Raw genomic sequence first — 17,008 nt, forward strand, 5'->3', positions numbered from 1 at the left:
CGCAGACTATGCTCCCTGCTGCCTTGGGCTGTCGATGTGGCGCGAGCGGCCGGCCAAGCCACCCATGACGGCCGCAAGGAGCGCCAAGGCCGTGCACAGCCCAAGGGAAACGCTCCACCCGCCGAGAAAGTCGTGGAGTGCCCCAATCGCCATGGGGCCCACAGCCGCCATTAGATACCCAATGCACTGGGCCATTCCTGACAACGCGGCGGCCTGTTGCGCGTTCTCGGTTCGAAGGCCGAAAAACGTTAAGCCTAGAATGATACCCGCGCCCGTCCCGATGCCGAACAGGACTGCCCAGGTGGGCGCATATTGCGGCACCGTCAAGAGACCCAGTAGTGCAATGGCGGAGAAGATTGCCGCCACGGCGGCGGGGAGAGATTGGTCACGCATTCGTCGTAGGAGCGGTGCGAGCGCCAACCCTGGGATTGCAGTCGCCAGTTGCATCAGGCCATGCAGAGAGCCCGCCTTGGCAGGTGAGAGGCCTGCGTCGGTCAGAATCGCAGGCAGCCAGCTGATGGCCACATAGTAGATTGTGGAGTTGAGCCCGAGAAAAAGTGTGACCTGCCAAGCCAGCGGGGAGCGCCAAAGTCTGACGCCGTGCAGCGGCGCAGCAGTGTCGCGGGCCGGCGCCGTCCGCGCGCTGAGCTGAGAGAGCCAGACGGTGAGCGCCATCAATGGGAGGATGAGGAATGACCCAAGCGCGGGGCGCCAGCCCCAGGCGCTCGCGAGGGGGACGGCTGCAGCCGAGCCTAGCGCTGCGGCTGCCCCCATGGACAACGAGTAAGCGCCGGTTATAGCGGCGACGTTGTGCGAGAAGTCGCGTTTGACGAGGCTCGGAAGTAGGACGTTGCCGACCGCAATACCCATGCCGACAATCCAGGTTCCAATGTACAGGAACCATGAGGCACCAGCCGACCGCAACATGATTCCCAGTGCAATCGTCATTAACGCGCCCAGCAGAACTCGCTCCAGGCCATACTTACGGGCGAGCGGCGCGCTGGCAGGCGACATGGCAGCGAATGCTAGGAGTGGCAGTGTGGTCAACGCTCCAGCAGTTGTCGTGCTCAAGCCGAAGTCCACCTGGATTGAGCCGAGTAGTGGTGGCACCCCAGTGATAGGTGCGCGCAAGTTGGCCGCTATGAGCAGTACACCAACAACGAGGAGTAGTCGTGAATTCGTCATGCGAGAGGGCTCTGTTTGCTGAGGAGTCAGGGGTGTTACTCGTCCTCTGGCCGGAAGTAGATTGGCGGGCAGGTCGTGCGTGCTCCTCAAGTGAGAAGACGCATAGGCGGAATCGTGGGCCGAAGCAGGCAGGGCGGGGCTTGCTGTACTGACACAAACGAAGTGCCAGGTCGGCGATACAGGTGCGGTCGAGCACGCTGCGCTCTTCTGCTTTGGGGCTAAGGATGCTCTACGGGTTGAGACTTTAAGCCCGGTGGATTAGAGTGATATAGCGCTAAACTGCCATTCGATAATGCCGGACTGCCAGTTCATGAAGATGTCCCACCTCCAGTCATCTCCGCGATACCTGAAAACCCCTCCGTTCACCGGCGGGTCCTTGCCGGAACCTGTGTTTTTCAGAATAGAGCGAATGCCGTCTCACGGGGCATATCCAGTGCATATTCACCGTTGGGGGGAGTTCTTGTACTCCTTTAGCGGTGTCACCGAAGTTACCGCTGGCATTCAGCACTTCATTGCTCCGCCGCACCTTGGCCTCTGGATTCCGGCCGACACGGAGCATGCGGGCTTCAATGAAGACGAGGCGGTGCACTGCTCTGTCTATGTTAGTCGCGACCTTTGTGGACAGATGCCTAAGATGCTCTGCGCCGTAATCGTTTCGCCACTGGTCCGTACCATCATTGAGCGGCTGCGAGATTGGGTGCCATCTGAAGCAGAGACTCCGATGAGGTCGCGACTGCTGCATGTGCTCGTCGATCAACTTTCCACCTGCGCGACGACGGGGAGCTACGTTCCTCGCACTGAGGATGAAGAACTCGAAGTCGTGCTGACTGCCCTCAAGAAGAACCCAGCTGATAATCGTACGCTAGGTGAGCTTGCGCGAGCGTTTCACATGAGCGAGCGGACGCTGGTTCGACGTTGTGAACGTGAGTTGGGAATGTCGCTCACGGAGTGGCGACAGCGACTCCGACTCGTAAATGCATTGCCCTTGCTTCGAGCGGGCCGCAGTGTCGAGTCGGTCGCATTGGATTTAGGCTACGCGACTTCATCAGCGTTCATCGCGATGTTCCGTCGTTTGATGGGAACAAGCCCTCGGCAGTTCGTCACAAGTTTTCCGGCCGCCCACGACGCATTGGTTACTGCGCCAGCTCGAAGAAGTCGTATGTGAGGGTGACGGACTCGATGACGTTCTCGTCACTCTCGTTGTCCCACTCGCCCGCGACGAACTTCACCGGCCAGGCGCGGGAGAGGCTCCACCGGCGCAGCGTGGTGCCGTCCCTATCTTGCTGGACGATGTCGAGGTTGCGCTTGTAGAGGCTGTCCGGCAAGCCCAGGCCGCTGGCGGTGTGGACGACGTCCTGGAACCAGTCGAAGAGCTCATGGTCCTGCGTGGCTCCTCTCTCCAACGTGACGTCGGAGAAAGTGAGGCGCCCCGGACTCTTGTTCGGAATCAAGGAGCCGCCTTCGAAGTACTGGACGTTGGCGACCTCGACGGACAGCTCGGAGCACTTCTGGAAACCAGAGTGCCCGAGGCCGTCCACCTCACAGAGGAACTTGAAGCGCTTATGGAAGCTGCGCGGCTGTCCAATGATGGCCATGGCCAGTCTCCTCACAGGCCCGCCGAGGCCAGCTCGGCTTCGAGGGCGCGGGTGTCCTGGGCGATGCGCAGGACGATGAATTCGGCCGGCTTGTTGGTGGCGAGCCCGATGCGCGCCACCAGCTTTCCGGCGAAGACGACGGACGGTGGGTTGAGGGCGTCCGAGACGTCGACGAAGAAGGCCTTGGCGGGCTCCTGGCTGCGGAATGCACCGTTTCGCATTTGCGCGAGGAGGAAGGCGGCAATGGAGCGCCGCACCTGGGCGCGCAGCCCCTCCGTGTTGTTGCGGTGCCGGGCGAATTGCAGGCCCGACTTGAGACTGCGCTCGATGAAGGAAACGCCCCTGCGCTCGGCGACGTAGGGGAAGTTGCCGCTGGCCTTCAGCGTGCGGCTGCCGTCGATGAAGCGCGGGAGGCCGGGCCCGGTGGTGAGCGGGTTGATGCGGCGGGGGTAGACGACGTCCCGCTTCTTCTCTTCGAGGCACTCCTTGGACTCGAAGCCCAGGACGCCGAACATGCGCCCGGCCTCGATGCCCGCGGGCGCGTCGTACACACCGCCGGGGCGCGCGCCGTCGTTGCGCGCGAAGACGCCAGCGATGATGCCGGAGGGCGGGACGACGAGCTGCTCCACGTTGCCGAAGACGCTTCGGGCGGGGTTGAGCACCTTGACGCGCGGCCAGTAGAGGGCCGCGTGCTCAGAGAGTCCTTCGAGGGCGGCCTCCTGCGAGACGTAGGAGACGATGTCCGTGGCGCTGTAGCCCGCGGGCGAGTCGAGGACGGCGAAGACGAGGCCGTCGCGGGCCACCTCGCAGTAGCGCACCATGGCGTTGTGGACGGCAGGCGTGGCTCGCCCGGGCACCAGGAGGAGGGAGACGTCTTGCACCTCGTCGAGCGCGTAAAAGGCCACTCCGGCCAGCCTCGGAGCCGATGAAGTCGGCGTCGTCCAGGCCGACGAGGCCGTCGGTACCACCCGAGAGGGCCACCGTCTGCACGTCCGGAACCGCGTCCGGTTGCACCATGAAGGCCTGGACGTAGCTGCTGCCGGTGCGCTCGTCATTGAGGACGCGCTCGACGTAGCGCGCGTCGTTTTCGGCCGAGGAGAGGTTGGGGAAGGACTCGCGGTAGGTGCCGTCCTCGAGGACGAGGACGTCGAAGGTGTCGGGGGTACCGTTGGTGGAGGGACGCACCACCACCTCGAGGCGGTTGGCGTAGGCGCCCGCGTCCTTGGCCTCCAGATGGAGGACGTCGATGGCGCCGGAGGCGTCGCCCGTGTGCGGCAGCGCGTCGAGGCCGAGGCCGGGGCCCGCGTCGCCCTGCACACGCAAGGAGGCGCCAGGCCCCGTGGACTGAGTGCGCACCTGCAGCGTTCCAAGGGACGAGGGCGCCACGCGGACGCCCGCCACGGCCGCCTCCACGAGGGCCCGCACCTCGGCCAGCTCGACGGCGCGCAGACTCTGGACGTTGCCGCTCCCCACCTGCGGGCCGCCAGGGAAGCCGAAGACGGTGCCCGCCACCTCGTCGCCCACCTCCAGACGGCTGGAGACGCCCTGGGTGTCGCTGGCGATGCTCAGCACACCGTCCTCCACGGTGGCGCGGCCCCCAACGAGGCCCGCGTTGAGGACGGCGGCCACCTCCTGCGCGGTGGCCTGGCCGATGTCGTCGAAGTCCTCCTCGAGGAAGGGGATGAAGACGTCCCGCCCGTCGTCCACACGCACACGGAGCGCCTGTCCGGAAGTGAGGGCGTAGGGCCCCGGGCGGCCAGCAGAGACGGAAGCCGCTGCGCCGGAGAAGATGACGTCCACCGCTTCGGCGCCGTTGACGGACACCTCCAGGCGCTGGCCGTCGGCCAGGGTGAAGGGGGGCCGCAGGGTGCCACGCACGACAGCGGGCGTGGGCCCGCCGCCCGTGGTGAGGGCCGCCGCCGCACGCGTGGCCGTGTGCGACTCGGGGTTGGAGACGTCCTCGTAGTGGACGGTGCGCACCGCCCAGAGGTGGCTGCCGCCCTGCTCGAAGAAGCCCATGGCGGCGAGGGCGAGGTCCGAGTCCGGGGTGAAGCCTCCGAAGGTGGCCTGGTACTCCTCGAAGGAGGTGCACAGCACGGCCTGGCCGATGGGGCCGCGCTCCGCCAGGCCCACGGCACCCGCCACGGAGGTGGGGGCGGAGGGAATGCCGCGGACGCGCGGCTCCTCCTCTTCAACCACGATTTTCGACGACAGCAGCTCACGACTCATGAGGCGCCTCGCTTCTTCCGGGACACGCGCGCGGACGCTTCCGACGCGGGGAGGAGGGATGGAGAGGACGGCGGGGCGGAGGGGGCTTGCCGCTTCAGCGCGAGCTCGCCCCGGCGAATGGCAGCCGCCACAGCGGGCACAGAGAGAGCGGCCTCGTGGACGTCCTCCAGCGTCACGCCCGTGGCCAGGGTGAGGGAGGAGGGCAGGCGCCGGCCGCCACGGCCCGGCTGCACGCCGCAGGCGCACGCGCCGCGCGCCACGCAGTACGACTCATGGGGCAGGAGGAAGGTGACGAGCCTGCCCAGGGCATTGGTGAGGGTGACGCTCATGAGGTGCCTCCGGAGAGAGAGTCCGTTTCGAGGTGAGTGCCGGCGACGGCCTTGCCGATGTCGAGGGGCAGGCCCTCGTCCACGTCGAAGCCGCGCACGAGAAGCCCCCAGGTGAAGGCGCGAACGTCGTCGCGGCTGCCGAGCTGCGTGCGTACCTCGCCGTCCGCGTCCATTTCCCAGCGCACGGTGCCGCGCGAGGCGTCCTCGGCGTCCCGGGCCATGGACAGCCAGCGGTTGCGGTTGAGGAAGGTGGCCACGGCGGCCATGAGGTTGAAGAGCTCGGCGGTGCGCTCGGAGGCCACCGTGAGGGTGAAGGCCAAATCCACCGTGTACGCGGGGCGCCTGCGCACCAACTCCGTGCCAGAGGGGCCCTGCACGACGTCCTCGTGCAACACGTTGGTGGAGTAGCGACGACTCTCGCGCAGCGTGGGGCCTGACAGCACCACCGAGGGCAGCGAGGCCATGGCGATGACGTTGAGGCCGTCTGCCACCGTGTCGTCGTAGTCGACGGAGACGCTGGCGCTGACGTTGGCCACCACCTGGCGCTTCAGCTCGCGCAGCAAGGTGCGCACGAGGCGGGTGAGGTGCGCCTCACGAGCGACGCGCGGGCGCAGGTAGCGGTACGCGCCCGGAAGGAGCGCGGCCTCACCTGGAATGGGGCGCCCGTCCGCGGAGAGGTTGAGCAGTTCCACGTCGACGGTGCCCACCTCATGGGCCGGTGTCCGCATGTCCGCGAAGTGGGTGCCTGCCTCTTCACGGACGGAGAGCACCTCCGCGCGCAGTCCGCCCAAGCGCACGGCCACTCGCGCAGCGAAGCCAGTGCCCGCGAGGCGGAGGATGTCTCCACCGCTGGTGGGCCCCGAGGAAGGCGTCACGGAGGTGAGGGTGGGCACGGCCATTACCCCGGCCCTCCGAGGCCCAGCTCCTTCGCCACGCGCGCGAGGAAGCGGCGACTGGCGCCCTGACGAAACCGCGCGAAGGCGGGCCGCAGGAAGGGCCGCGCGGGCGTCTGCGTCACAATGACGCCGCGCCCGCCGCCGCCATTGCGCGACTGGCCGGCCAGGCCGGCCTGGCGCAGCAGCGCGAAGAGGTAGCGCCGCATCTTCGGCGTCATGGGGATGACGACGGGCGGACCTCCGTACTCCTGCAGCTGTGCCACGTCGACGAGGGACTCGCCGTCCGGACTCTTCGCGGTGCGCGAGACGCCAATGAAGGCCTCGTCGCCCTCGACGACGACGGAGATGGAGTTGCGCAGCGCGCCCGAGACGAGGAGGGCCTTCGTCCCGCTGAAGCCCGCGAGCTGGCGTGCCGCCAGCGTGAGGGGCGAGGGCGGGCGGAGTTGCTCTCCACCCGGCGCCTGCTGGGTGAGGCCCTGCACCACCTCCTTGCGCAGGGCGTGCGCTTCCTGACGCAGGGCCGCCTGCATCGCCCCTTCAAGGCGCGACGAGCCCGTCGCTAGCAGTTGGCGGGCCCGTGCCCAGTCGCCGGTGCGCGAGACGGCCATGGGAGTCTCAGCCCTTCTTCGCCCGCAGGTGGGGGACGTGCGAGTTGAGCCACTCGAGGGCCACGTGGGTGGCCTCACTCACCACCGCGCTGTGGCGGACGGACACCGAGGTGAGCGCCAGGGTGTGCGCGGCGACTTCCACGTCCTCCGGCCGGCAGCCGTAGTGCTTGAGGCCCTCGGCGATGGGCCGCACAGCGGGCATGGTGCCGTAGCGCCAGTAGTGCAGCTCCAGGTTGCAGGTGTAGGCCTCGGCCTCGTAGCGGGCGCGCGCGGCGGAGCTGGTGAGGTAGGCCAGCTCGTAGCTGGGGCCCTCCTCGTCGTGCTGGACGACGTGCTGGTGCTCGTGGACGCACACCACCACCTGGGCCCACAAGTCCCAGCCCCCCTTCGGCACGCCCACCTCGAAGGGCAGGTAGAGGGTGCGGCCCACGGTGGTGGCGTACTTCTCCAGGAAGCGCTGCCTGTCGAGGACCCCCATGCGCTGCAGCGCTTCGGCCGCCAACTGCATTTCGAGGGAGTCGGCCTTGTTGGCCGTCTTGGTGCGCAGGCGCGACTGCATGTGCTGGTAGAAGGCCCACACCTCCGCGGGCTGGATGTCGCGCTGGAAGAGGCCGCCCACGCCAGGCAGGGACTGGAGGTAGCCCTTCACAGGACACCGCCTTCCTCGGCGCCCGCGTCCACGGTGGCAGCGTCGAAGGTGCCCGCGTCCACGGTGGTGGGCAGGCAGGTGTGGCCGGCGACGCCCTCCTCGTTGACGTAGGCGCAGGTGAAGGCGGCGTTGCTGTGCTCGCTGACCGCGTCACAGTCGGCGAGCACCTGCCAGTTGCCGTCGCCGTTGCAGATTTCAGCGACATTGCCGGCGCAGCGCGTGGACACCGGCGCGCAGCCGTCCGGCGCGCGGCAGCGGGTGAGGAGGGCGGTGGCGAGAAGTGGGGCGAGTAGCAGTGCTTTCATGCGAGTCCTCGGGCTTGGGGCCTGTCGTTGAAGGTGACGAGCAAGAGATTCCGGCGAGGCCTCCGGCGGTGGAGTCCGAAGCCCGTGGGGCGCGCCTCGGTGACGTACAGCCCGGGAGGCGTCCTCACGGCCTGCGCGAGGGCGCCCGTGACGTCGTAGAGGGCACCCAGCCTGTCGCTGGGGCGGATGAGGGCGTCACCCGTGGCCGCATCGACAAGTCCGAGGCGCTCCAAGTCTCGGAAGTGGAAGACGAGCTCGAAGCTCGTCCGGGGGCTGTTGCCGGAAGGAGTCATGCGCAATGACTCAAAGGCATCCGGCTCCACCTGGCAGGGGACACGCACGGGCGGAAATTCGCGGCGGAAGGCTTCGGCCACTCCGTCGTCGTCCGAGTCCTCCAGCACCGGCTCGCGGAAGTCCGCGTCGTACCCGCTGGCATGGGGGCCCGGGCCGAGCCCCGCCATGGCGGCGGTGTCCAAGCGGTGCAGCTCCGCGAGAAAGGGGAAGATGAGCCTGCCCCTCATCAGGCCGCTCCGGGCAAGGAGGGCTTCACGTAGGGGGCGAGGAGGGTGTCCACCTCCGGCTCTCCGGTGAGAGGCCGCACCGCGGGGCGGACACTGTCGAGGCGGTAGCTCTGCTCTCGCGTGCGCTCCTCCACCACGCGCCAGCGAGTGCGCTCCTCCAACGAGTCTTCATCCGCCAAGGGCGAGAGGCTGCGCAAGACGAGGAGCATGCACGCACGCCGGATGGCGGGCGGCGTGCGCCCCTCGGGCGTTCCGTCCGCCTCGGTGTAGCCCCAGCGCGCACCCACCGTGACGTTGCTCTCGCCAAGCGGGAAGACACGGCCATGCCGGAAGGTGAGGCGGGGCCCGTCGAAGCCAGGGCCCACCGGAGCACCCACCACCACCAGGCGCTCCTTGGAGAAGGACACGTCCGCCCCGTACAGCGCCAGGCGGTAGAGGCGAATGGGGGGCACCGGCAGCCAGAGGGACGGAGTGCCGCGCCCGTCGAGGTGCAGCGTTGCCGAGCGCGGCTCGAAGTACCACCCTGTCACCTTGTCGATGGTGCGCGTCGCCTCTTCCAGGAGGACGGCCAGGCGGGTGTCGCCCGCCATGGCCGGTGTGACGCCCTCGGCGCGCATGTCGGCCACCGTGGCGTACACGTCAGTCCTTCTCCCGCTTGGCGCGGCGCGTGTCCTTCTCCTCGCTGGCCTTCGGGAGGTCCTCCGTCGTCAGCGTGCCGGCGGGCCGCGCTGCACTCAGCTTCAGTTCGTCGCTGGCGCTGCGCTTCACGCGGGCCTCGTCGGCCTCAGTGACGTCGAGGGCCTTCGCCTCCGACTCGCTACACACGTCGAAGGCGAGCGGCGAGTAGGTGTCGCCGGGCAATTGGTGGACGGTGCGCAGGTAGTCCGCCACCGGCTTCTCCACCCGGTACCAGCCGCGCTCCTCCTGGAACTTGATGCCGGCATACGTGTAGCGCCGCAGCACGTGGCCCCGGCGCGCGTCGTATGCCTTGAGTCGGACGAGATAGGTGTTGTCCATGGTGGGCCTCACAGCTGCACGTTGATGGCCTTGGCCGTGCCCGGCTCCTCCGCGAACTTCACGTCGAAGCGCAGCGTGGCCACCACCTTCAGCGTGCCCTCGGAGATGTCGCGCGCAGACTCGATGCGAATCTGCCGCCAGATGCCGACGTGGATGTTCTTCGGGTTGCACAGCAACACGGCCGTGCGGTCATTCGTCGCGCCGAGGTTCTCCGGCCAGAGAGGGATGGGGCGCAGCGGGACGCCCGAGTAGAGGACCGGCGCGTCGCCCTCCAAGAACTTGTCGCCGACAGCCGTGGCCCTCTCCGCCAGCGTGCTGCGGTAGTCCAGGTCCGCGTCGACGCTGGTAAGAGGAACCCCATGCTGCTCTTGTCGCGCAGGTGCTCCGAGGGCAGCGACTTGAGCAAGTCTCCCAGGACGTCCTTCGAGATGGCCGCGCCGGCCGCGTCCACGACGTTGCTGGTGGCCTGCTTCAGCACTCCGTCCAGCGTGGCGAGGAAAGGGTCCGCCGAGGCGGTGTCTCCGTTGACGAGGATTTCCTCCATGTCACGGGAGATGGCGTCCGCCATCATCTCCATGAGCGTCTGGCGCAGCTCGCCGCGCTCGATGCTGTCTTCGAGCACCTCGTCGGAGAGACGCACCTCGCCCTTGAAGAGCTTGGCGTCAAGCTCCACCTGGGAGAGGTCCGGCTTCACGCGCTGGGCGGCGGGGACGGCGGTGGCCTCCTGTCCCGGGCGGAGGATGCGGCTGCCGAACTTGAGCTTGCTGAACTGCTGCTTGGGGGCCGCCATCGGGACGACGGTGCACTGCTGCAGCAGGACGGACTGTTTAATCAGCAGGCGCATGAACTTCTGCGCCTGGGCGGGCTGGAGGATGCCGCCGCCGGCCGTGAGGTCGGCGAGGGCCAGGTCCGCCTTGGCCAAGAGGGTGCTGTTGTCGAGACGACTCATGGGGATTCCTTCGGCGTTGAGGCTTCCTGGTGGCGGGTGGGGACGTCAGACGTCATGGAAGGAGAGGGCCTTGTCGACGCTCTCCCGGTTGAGGGGCTTGTTGAGGTCGAGGGGCCAGCCGACGTCCTCGACGGCGGGCTTGGGCGGACGCTCAGCGGGGGCGCTGCTGTTGGGCAGGCCGAACTGCTTCTCCACGCGGCCCAGGCGCTGGTGCTGCTCCTTCACACTTCCCTCCAGCGCGCGGACGGCGTCGGTGAGCTTCGTCAGGCCTTCCATGACGACGGAGGCGTCGGGGCCCGGCGCGGGTACAGCCGGCTGCGGAGGCGGCGCAGGATTGGCGGCCTTGGCGCGCGCCTCGACGTCCTCGTCCTCGTCCTCGTCCTCCAGTGCGTCGGCCAGCGCGCGCAGGTGCTGGGCCACCTCCACCACGCGCACGCTGTCGGCGCCGTCTGCGGACGTCAGTGCCTCGACAAGGGCCGTCACTGCTTCGAGGGCCTGCTGGGCAGCGGCGAGGAGGGTGTCCTCGGCCTTGGAGGTGTCCGAGGTGGCGTGGCTATCGTCCTCGGCCGGCGCGGTGTCCTGGGGAGCGTCGTGCATGGTGTCTCCGTCTCGCTTCACGAGGAGGAAGCGGTGCTTGTTCGCGGCCCTGTCCACGAGGGACACCTCCTCCACCACCATGTCGACGAGGCGGTGGACGGACGCGGAGCCTTGGGTGGTGCTCGTCATGCGGCCTCCGGCTGGGAGTCAGCGGCAGGTGTTTCGGAAGGGGGCGGCTCGGTGGCGGGGGAGGCCTCGGGGAGCCGGCGCGCGGTGCCGCCAATGCTGAAGCCCGTCAGTTGCCCGTCCTTCACACGCCCCCAGAGCTCGTCGGAGAGGACGCGCACGGCGAGGAGCCACGTGCCCTTGCGCACCGGCACCTCGCCCAGGTTGAAGTCGACGGGCGCCAGGTAGCTCTCCAGCACCTTCACATGCCCGTTAACGCGCATCTGGTGCATGAGGCCCAGGCCGCCGAACTCCTCGAGAAAGCGGTGCGCGGCCTGGCGAATCTCCGCGGCGGAGTAGATGTCGCCCTGCGCGTCCACCGTCTCCGGCTCCAGGACGACGCCCAGGACGTAGCGCTCGTCGTCGGGCGCGACGCCCTTGAGGAGGGACGTCGTCGTGACGAAGGGGGCGGTGCCGGGCGACTCCTCCGGCTGCCAGTCGTCCAGCGTGAAGTCCCCGTCGCCTTCCAGCGACTTCTCCGTGGGCTGATAGTTGGAGACGAGCAACTGCGTCAGCACGGAGGAGCCGCCCACGCCGCGCATGGCCGCAATCGTGCGGGGCGTGCGAATCCGCTTCACGAAGAAGTCGGAGCCCTTCAGCAGCCCAGGCAGCTTGCCCCGGATGCCATACGTCATGAGCCAGCGGCCCTTGAGCGACTTGAGGACGCTGTAGAAGCGCTCCTCGTCGAACTGGCCCTCGCCGACGTCGACGTTGTAGCCAGGGTAGGGCGGGTCCAGGAAGAAGACGGTGTCCTTCCCGTCGTACTTGCGCACCACCTTCTCGTAGTCGCCGCCGTACACCTTCACGCGCTTGAGGCGCGGGACGAACTGCTCGATGCGGGCGAGCGTCTTCGCCTCGACGCCCGCACCGTTGGGGCTGAAGCTGCGCCCGCGCAGCTTCCCGTAGGAGAAGTGCGTCAGGTAGAGGAAGCGGTGCAGGCGCGCCACGTCGCCCTGGGGCTTGGCGTCGAAGAGGCTCTTGAACGTCTTCTCGTCGCCCACCCACGGCAGCTTCTTGAGCTTGGCCAGGCTCGCGGGCGTCAGCTTCTGGAGGAGGCGGTAGGCGTCGGCGATTTCGGTGTCCGCGTCGTTGATGGCCTCGACGTCCGAGGGGGCCTTTTCGAAAAGGACGGCGGCGCTGCCGGCGAAGGGCTCCACATACGTCTTGTGCGCGGGCAGCATGGCCACGAGCCGCTTCGCCAGGCGCTTCTTGCCCGCGGGGCTGCCCCAGATAGTTTTTTCCACCGGCTCGCCCTGAAGGGACTCCAGGACGTGCCGGGCCCGGGCGAGGGCCTTCGAGAGGGTGTCACCCATCCTGGAGGCCCTCCGGGTCGAAGCCCCACGTCAGCTCCCCGGAGGTGGGGAGATTGAGGTCGCGAGGCCAGACGACTGGAGTCGCCTCGGCCTTGGCCGTGGATGCCGACTCTTGCGTCGTCGCGTTGCCCTCCGGCGTCGGAGGTGAGGTGGGGGTAGGGGTCGAGGTGGCCTGCATGGCGTTTCGTCTCCGGAAGAGACAAAGGCCTGCGGCGCGAAATCGGGGACATCTTCAAGTACAACGCTTGTGACGCGAGCGCCCTCCCTATGGCATCAGGGGCAGCCTATGATGGTCCCCCTCATGGGGATGTCTGCCGAAGTGCTCGCGATTGGGTCGTTCCACCGCAGGTTGTTGTCCATTCTGGACCAGCCTCCTGAGCGTCACGCCACAACCCGTGAAGGCGCCGTTCTCGTCGTGTCCGTTTTCAGGGCCCCGGAGGGAAGCAGCCGAAGCCGCGAGCTTGCATCCTACGTAGGTGTGGAGCCGTGGGACTTCAAAGCTCATGCCTTCGACCCATGGCAGGTGGACCTGACGGCTCTCCGGAACTTCACCAAGGGCTACTTCCGATGCGCGGAACACGAGATGTCCGGTGCTGTGGCTGCGTGCATATCGTGTGAGCGCGCATGCGCATCTGCGGTTGACCGATTCATCATGCTCCGTGAAGACGGTTTCGAGTTCTTCTTCTGTCCCAATGGGTAGCTGCATGTCCCCATCGCTACTGAACTCTCAAGAGGAGCGGGACGAAGTCGTCCGTGTGTTCGACCAGAAAGGCCTCCTGGAGGCCGTGCTGTACGTCCGACGTGTTGCAGACGTCGGCCTCGCTGAAGCGCATGCGGCCGTGCTCCCGGTACTTCATGAAGCAGGTCGCCTACGCGAGACGGGCAGCGGTGAGACGAGTGTGGAGCTCATCGCTGTGGGCCCCTTCAGCCGGGCCATCGCCACGTTTCTTGACTACGAACCAGAGATGTATGCGGGAGTGCCCGATGGTGCGAAAGTCATCGTCCACCTATTCGAGGTGTACGAGAACGACAAGGCGGCCCATGAACTCGCATCGTATCTCGGTGCCAACGTCTGGGACTTCAATACCCACGCGCTTGACCCGTGGCGTGCCGACCTGGACTCACTACGCATGCTTGATGACGGAGATGACGCACTCGTTCGCCAATTTACTGCCCTTCGGGCTGCGAACTTTCGGTTCTTCTTCCGTATCTCTCCTCCTTAGGCAGATGACTTCCTTCGCTCGTTGTCGTTCCCTCATGTAAGGGCGAGCGTCGTGGTGCGGCAGAGGCCGTGGTACGGCGGGAAGCCCACGCCCGTTTCCGCAAGCTGCCTGTCCGAAGCGAGGGCGCGGAACTCGCCGACGTCGTCACGGGTGCCAGCGGCGGAGCGAAGCACCTCGGCCAGGCGCGTCTCCTGGCCTCCCCGGTTGACGTAGAGGATGGTGCGCCCGGTGTCCGCGTCGAGGCGCTCCCGCACCCAGGGCAGCTCCTGCTTCACATCCTCCGGGCGCGAGAGGGACTCCACGCGCTCGAAGCGCTGGAGGGCATCCGCCACTGAGAATGTCTTCCCGTGGAGGAAGCGGCACACCTGGGTGGTGGCTTCGTCCAGCACCGCCTCGATGCGGTAGCGGCGGACGCCGGCCTCCGCGTAGCTGCTCACCTGGGCGAAGGAGCGCCCCTGGCCGATGAAGTGGCTCGCCACCACCTCCCAGTAGAAGGGGGCGCGCTCGGAGAGTGCGCCGCGCGCGGCCCGCTCCAAGGACTCGGCGATGTCGCTTCTCCCGAGGCCGGCCTCCAGCCCCTCGGCCACGAGACGCCGGGCCTCCTGGCCGAAGGTGTCCAGCCGGCGCCCGTACTCGTCCCGCACGAAGTTTCCTTGGGTTCGGACGATGTGTTGCGCCACGCGCCCGTCCACGGCGTTGAAGCGCGCGGCGAGGGCGAGGCCCTGCTCGCGTCGGGCGTGGCTGCGGGTGGACGCCACCACCTCCTCGGCTGCGTCACCGAGGGGCGCCTGGATGCGGGAAGGGATGATGGCTGTCTGCCGGCCAGCGGCCTCCAGCGCCTGGGCGACGAGGCGCCTGCGCTGGGCGGCCGTCGTCGTCTTCCAGTCCACGTCGAGGACGGCCACTGCCTCGCGCATAGCGTCCACATCCGCGCGCCCGACGGCACGGCGGAGGCGCGCGGCGAGCAGGGCCACGGCGCGGTCCATGCCCGCGGCGGTGCCAACGTCCAGGGCCTTGGTCACCGGCAGCCGCAGGGCATCTCTCAGGAGGGTGTCCGCCACCGCCCGCGCCTCGTGCAGGAGGAGGAGGCTGTCAGCGGAGGCCGTGCACACGGGGCACCTCCTGCGCCACCAGCTCCGCGGGACTGCGGCGCCTGGCGCGCACCTCAACGCCAGCCGGGGTGGGGGAGAAGACGACGTCGTGGCTGGCCGAGCACCTGTCACACAGGGCGAAGACGAGGAGGCCGTTGCGCCACAGCGTCGTCGTCTCCTCCAAAGGGCTGCGCCTACGGCACATGCGGCACTCCAGGACGCCGCGCTCTGCGTCAGCCTGGGCCTGGAGCACCCACGCGCGCTGGAGCTGCTCGGGCGTCATGACGCCCTCGCCGAGAACCATCTGTCGAATTCCTCCTTCGGCACGGGGACGTGCTCGGTGTCCATGTGCCGGCGTGCGAGCGCCAGGCGTCCTTGGGCCAGGCGCTCTTCCTCCGCGCGAAGCTCCTCACGCAGTCCGAGGAGGAGTTTCGCCTCGCCCAGCAGCGAGCCCTGGCCCTTCAAGGGCCGCAGGTCCTCGACGCCAGTCTGAATGCCCGCCAGCGTGAGGGTGATGGGGCGCTTCACCCAGTCGTCCGCAATCTTGCGGAACTCACGGTGGAAGATGTCGCCGGCCAATTGGCGGCCCTCCTCGGGTGTCAGCACGCCCACGCGCACCAGACGCTCCACCATCTCCGTCATGCGCTCCGGGTCTCTTGTGGCCGTCGTCTGGCTGCGGAAGCGCCAGAAGCGCACGCCCATGTCGGCGAGTACCTTTCGGTTGAGAAGGAAGTCGAACTCGTCGCGCTCGGGCTGGAAGACCTGGTCCTCGGCGAAGCGCAGCTGCGCCTCCGCCACCGAGCGGTTGAAGTCGCGCCCGTCTCCACGCAAGAGCGGCGGCAGGCGGAAGGCGCTGCCCACCTTGTCGATGTTGCGCTGGTCGTACTCCTGGAAAAGGGCGTCCTGCTGCTGCGCGTCCGTCAGGGGGCGTAGCTCAATCTTCGCGTGGCCCCCATCGCCCGTGCCCGCGCCGTCCGCCTCGAGGATGAGGATTTTGTGGAAGTTGGCCTTGCCCTTCAGGTTCTCCTCAATGAAGCGCTCGATGCGCGGCACCGAGGCATCGGAGAGCCGCCCACCGGAGACGAGCAGCGCCAGGGGCGGGACGCTCTTGTTGTTGAAGTAGAGGTAGTTGACCTCCTCCATCTGCCGGGAGCCGAGGACGGACAGCAGGGTGCCCACCCAGCGAGGAATGCCGTAGGGCGAGCGCGGCGAGTGGATGGCGAAGTGGATGAGCTCCGTGGCGGGGCCGTCCGAGGCGTCCGCGGCCTTGAGGGCGGCGACGTCCTGGAAGGTGCGGCCGGTGAGGCGGGAGATGACGCGCGAGTCCCCGAAGGATTTGAAGTACACACGCTCGCTGCCCTGCACCTGGATGTAGCGACGCAGGCGTCGGCGGGTGGTGAGGGTGTCGAAGCTGACGGCGGAGATGCGCACGCGCTCGCGCACCTCGACGGCCTCCTTGTCCAGGGGGAGGAGTCGCACCGTGTACGAGGGGACGTAGACGAAGCGGGCGATGTCGCCCTTGCCGTCGCGCAGCACCTCCCAGTACGCGTTGCCCGTCACCTCCAAGTCATGGCGGGTGCGGCGGCGCAGCTCGACGAAGCTGGAGTCGAAGCAGCAGAAGTCGAAGAAGGACTCCAGACGGGCCTTCTCCACCCGGGCCTGCTGCCGCACCTCCTCCGCATGGGCTGCGACTTCCTCGTCCGTGGGACGCAGGGGTGTCTCCGAAGGCAGCGTGCCCGCGTCGCGCGCGGCCAGGCGCTCCAGGGCCATGGCGTCGGCCACCTTCTCCTGCGCCCCGTCGGCGTCGAAGTCGATGGCGGGCTCGAAGCGGTAGCCGAAGCCGTCGATGTTGGTGGCGTAGGCGTCGACATTCTGCCGAAGGGAGTTGGAGTGCTCGACGAGGAGGCAGAGCGCCTCCGGCTCATACGGGGGGTGGAGGGCGCCGGCCTCGCTGAAGGCCAGGGCGTCCTCGCCTCCAGGGCGGCTGGCGGGCTCGTCCACGCGGGCGCCCACCACCACCGCCTTGAGGATGGCCTGGAGGCGCTCCTCGGCCTGGTGGACTTCGGCTGGCACCGTCACGGACGGTCCTCCACGTAGGCCAGAAGGCCCGTGGGAGTGTGAGAGATGGCGCGCACGCGCTGGCCGCGTGCCGCCAGCTCGGCGCGTGCGGCCTCCAGCAGTCCGTCGAGGGTGGAAGCCTCGACGGTGAAGTCCGCCCCGGGGTGTGGTGCGCCCGAGGCAGAGGAGAGGACGAAGACTTTGACGACGCGCTGCACACGGGCCTCCCGCACCAAGTGGAGGCAAGGCGCGCGGTGGGAGGGGCGCCCTCGACGTGC

Annotated in this window: 22 protein-coding genes; 2 read left to right on the plus strand and 20 right to left on the minus strand. The window is 68.0% G+C overall.

Translation table 11 applies throughout. The annotated features are described in order from the left end of the window. Positions 1-6: 6 nt before the first annotated feature. The gene (locus tag F8M74_RS15765; protein WP_141258076.1) at positions 7-1,185 is read right to left on the minus strand and encodes an MFS transporter; all 1,179 of its coding nucleotides are present in this window, start codon (positions 1,183-1,185) and stop codon (positions 7-9) included. Between the two features lie 721 nt (positions 1,186-1,906). Here F8M74_RS15765 and F8M74_RS38460 point away from each other — a divergent pair. Continuing rightward, positions 1,907-2,350 carry a helix-turn-helix transcriptional regulator gene (locus tag F8M74_RS38460; RefSeq protein WP_228560088.1) on the plus strand — a complete coding sequence of 148 codons (444 nt, stop codon included), beginning with the start codon at positions 1,907-1,909 and terminating at the stop codon, positions 2,348-2,350. On the opposite strand, the gene F8M74_RS15775 is transcribed toward F8M74_RS38460, so the two are convergent. The 15 genes from F8M74_RS15775 to F8M74_RS15845 all read right to left on the minus strand — a co-directional run bounded on the left by F8M74_RS15775 (position 2,319) and on the right by F8M74_RS15845 (position 12,536). After that, entirely contained in the window at positions 2,319-2,780 is a 462-nt protein-coding gene (locus F8M74_RS15775) for a phage tail protein (RefSeq protein ID WP_141258074.1), read from the minus strand. The genes F8M74_RS38460 and F8M74_RS15775 overlap by 32 nt on opposite strands. A gap of 11 nt (positions 2,781-2,791) precedes the next feature. Beyond that, complete coding sequence (locus F8M74_RS15780; protein WP_228560080.1) at positions 2,792-3,583, minus strand: phage tail sheath family protein; 792 nt, start codon at positions 3,581-3,583, stop codon at positions 2,792-2,794. Beyond that, complete coding sequence (locus F8M74_RS15785; RefSeq protein ID WP_141258072.1) at positions 3,474-5,009, minus strand: phage tail sheath protein; 1,536 nt, start codon at positions 5,007-5,009, stop codon at positions 3,474-3,476. The genes F8M74_RS15780 and F8M74_RS15785 overlap by 110 nt, the downstream gene beginning before the upstream one ends. Then, positions 5,006-5,338, minus strand: coding sequence for a hypothetical protein (locus tag F8M74_RS15790; RefSeq protein WP_141279692.1), 333 nt, complete (start codon positions 5,336-5,338; stop codon positions 5,006-5,008). Before F8M74_RS15790 ends, F8M74_RS15785 begins: the two co-directional genes overlap by 4 nt. Then, complete coding sequence (locus F8M74_RS15795; protein ID WP_141259006.1) at positions 5,335-6,237, minus strand: IPT/TIG domain-containing protein; 903 nt, start codon at positions 6,235-6,237, stop codon at positions 5,335-5,337. Before F8M74_RS15795 ends, F8M74_RS15790 begins: the two co-directional genes overlap by 4 nt. Continuing rightward, a complete protein-coding gene (locus F8M74_RS15800; RefSeq protein WP_141259005.1) occupies positions 6,237-6,842 on the minus strand; it encodes a hypothetical protein in 606 nt (201 codons plus the stop codon). The genes F8M74_RS15795 and F8M74_RS15800 overlap by 1 nt, the downstream gene beginning before the upstream one ends. Before the next feature lie 7 nt (positions 6,843-6,849). After that, entirely contained in the window at positions 6,850-7,491 is a 642-nt protein-coding gene (locus tag F8M74_RS15805) for a hypothetical protein (RefSeq protein WP_141259004.1), read from the minus strand. Further along, positions 7,488-7,796, minus strand: coding sequence for a hypothetical protein (locus F8M74_RS15810; protein ID WP_141259003.1), 309 nt, complete (start codon positions 7,794-7,796; stop codon positions 7,488-7,490). Before F8M74_RS15810 ends, F8M74_RS15805 begins: the two co-directional genes overlap by 4 nt. Next, positions 7,793-8,317, minus strand: coding sequence for a hypothetical protein (locus F8M74_RS15815; protein ID WP_141259002.1), 525 nt, complete (start codon positions 8,315-8,317; stop codon positions 7,793-7,795). The genes F8M74_RS15810 and F8M74_RS15815 overlap by 4 nt, the downstream gene beginning before the upstream one ends. Then, the gene (locus F8M74_RS15820) at positions 8,317-8,955 is read right to left on the minus strand and encodes a hypothetical protein (protein WP_141259001.1); all 639 of its coding nucleotides are present in this window, start codon (positions 8,953-8,955) and stop codon (positions 8,317-8,319) included. Before F8M74_RS15820 ends, F8M74_RS15815 begins: the two co-directional genes overlap by 1 nt. A 1-nt stretch (position 8,956) precedes the next feature. Continuing rightward, a complete protein-coding gene (locus F8M74_RS15825; protein WP_141259000.1) occupies positions 8,957-9,334 on the minus strand; it encodes a hypothetical protein in 378 nt (125 codons plus the stop codon). A gap of 88 nt (positions 9,335-9,422) precedes the next feature. Further along, complete coding sequence (locus F8M74_RS15830; protein ID WP_141258999.1) at positions 9,423-10,283, minus strand: phage major capsid protein; 861 nt, start codon at positions 10,281-10,283, stop codon at positions 9,423-9,425. 45 nt (positions 10,284-10,328) lie between these two features. After that, entirely contained in the window at positions 10,329-11,009 is a 681-nt protein-coding gene (locus F8M74_RS15835) for a hypothetical protein (RefSeq protein ID WP_141258998.1), read from the minus strand. Further along, positions 11,006-12,358: an XkdF-like putative serine protease domain-containing protein gene (locus F8M74_RS15840; protein WP_141279690.1), complete on the minus strand. Its 1,353-nt coding sequence runs from the start codon at positions 12,356-12,358 to the stop codon at positions 11,006-11,008. Before F8M74_RS15840 ends, F8M74_RS15835 begins: the two co-directional genes overlap by 4 nt. Beyond that, entirely contained in the window at positions 12,351-12,536 is a 186-nt protein-coding gene (locus F8M74_RS15845; RefSeq protein WP_141258643.1) for a hypothetical protein, read from the minus strand. The genes F8M74_RS15840 and F8M74_RS15845 overlap by 8 nt, the downstream gene beginning before the upstream one ends. A 526-nt stretch (positions 12,537-13,062) precedes the next feature. On the opposite strand from F8M74_RS15845, the gene F8M74_RS15850 reads away from it, so the two are divergent. Then, a complete protein-coding gene (locus tag F8M74_RS15850; protein WP_141258642.1) occupies positions 13,063-13,581 on the plus strand; it encodes a hypothetical protein in 519 nt (172 codons plus the stop codon). Between the two features lie 32 nt (positions 13,582-13,613). Here F8M74_RS15850 and F8M74_RS15855 read toward each other — a convergent pair whose 3' ends face one another. Genes F8M74_RS15855 through F8M74_RS37835 form a run of 4 tightly spaced genes read right to left on the minus strand, consistent with a single transcriptional unit; the run spans position 13,614 to position 16,948 of the window. Next, positions 13,614-14,693 (minus strand): head morphogenesis protein, encoded by a 1,080-nt coding sequence (locus F8M74_RS15855; RefSeq protein ID WP_141258641.1) that lies wholly within the window; start codon positions 14,691-14,693, stop codon positions 13,614-13,616. Continuing rightward, positions 14,674-14,955, minus strand: a complete 282-nt coding sequence (locus F8M74_RS15860) for a hypothetical protein (protein WP_141258646.1) — start codon at positions 14,953-14,955, stop codon at positions 14,674-14,676. The genes F8M74_RS15855 and F8M74_RS15860 overlap by 20 nt, the downstream gene beginning before the upstream one ends. Next, positions 14,952-16,751 carry a phage portal protein gene (locus tag F8M74_RS15865; protein ID WP_163973517.1) on the minus strand — a complete coding sequence of 600 codons (1,800 nt, stop codon included), beginning with the start codon at positions 16,749-16,751 and terminating at the stop codon, positions 14,952-14,954. The genes F8M74_RS15860 and F8M74_RS15865 overlap by 4 nt, the downstream gene beginning before the upstream one ends. After that, positions 16,748-16,948 carry a hypothetical protein gene (locus F8M74_RS37835; RefSeq protein WP_163973518.1) on the minus strand — a complete coding sequence of 67 codons (201 nt, stop codon included), beginning with the start codon at positions 16,946-16,948 and terminating at the stop codon, positions 16,748-16,750. The genes F8M74_RS15865 and F8M74_RS37835 overlap by 4 nt, the downstream gene beginning before the upstream one ends. Between the last annotated feature and the right edge of the window lie 60 nt (positions 16,949-17,008).

Origin of the sequence: Myxococcus sp. CA023, assembly GCF_010998615.1 — a bacterium.
Classification (GTDB): domain Bacteria; phylum Myxococcota; class Myxococcia; order Myxococcales; family Myxococcaceae; genus Myxococcus.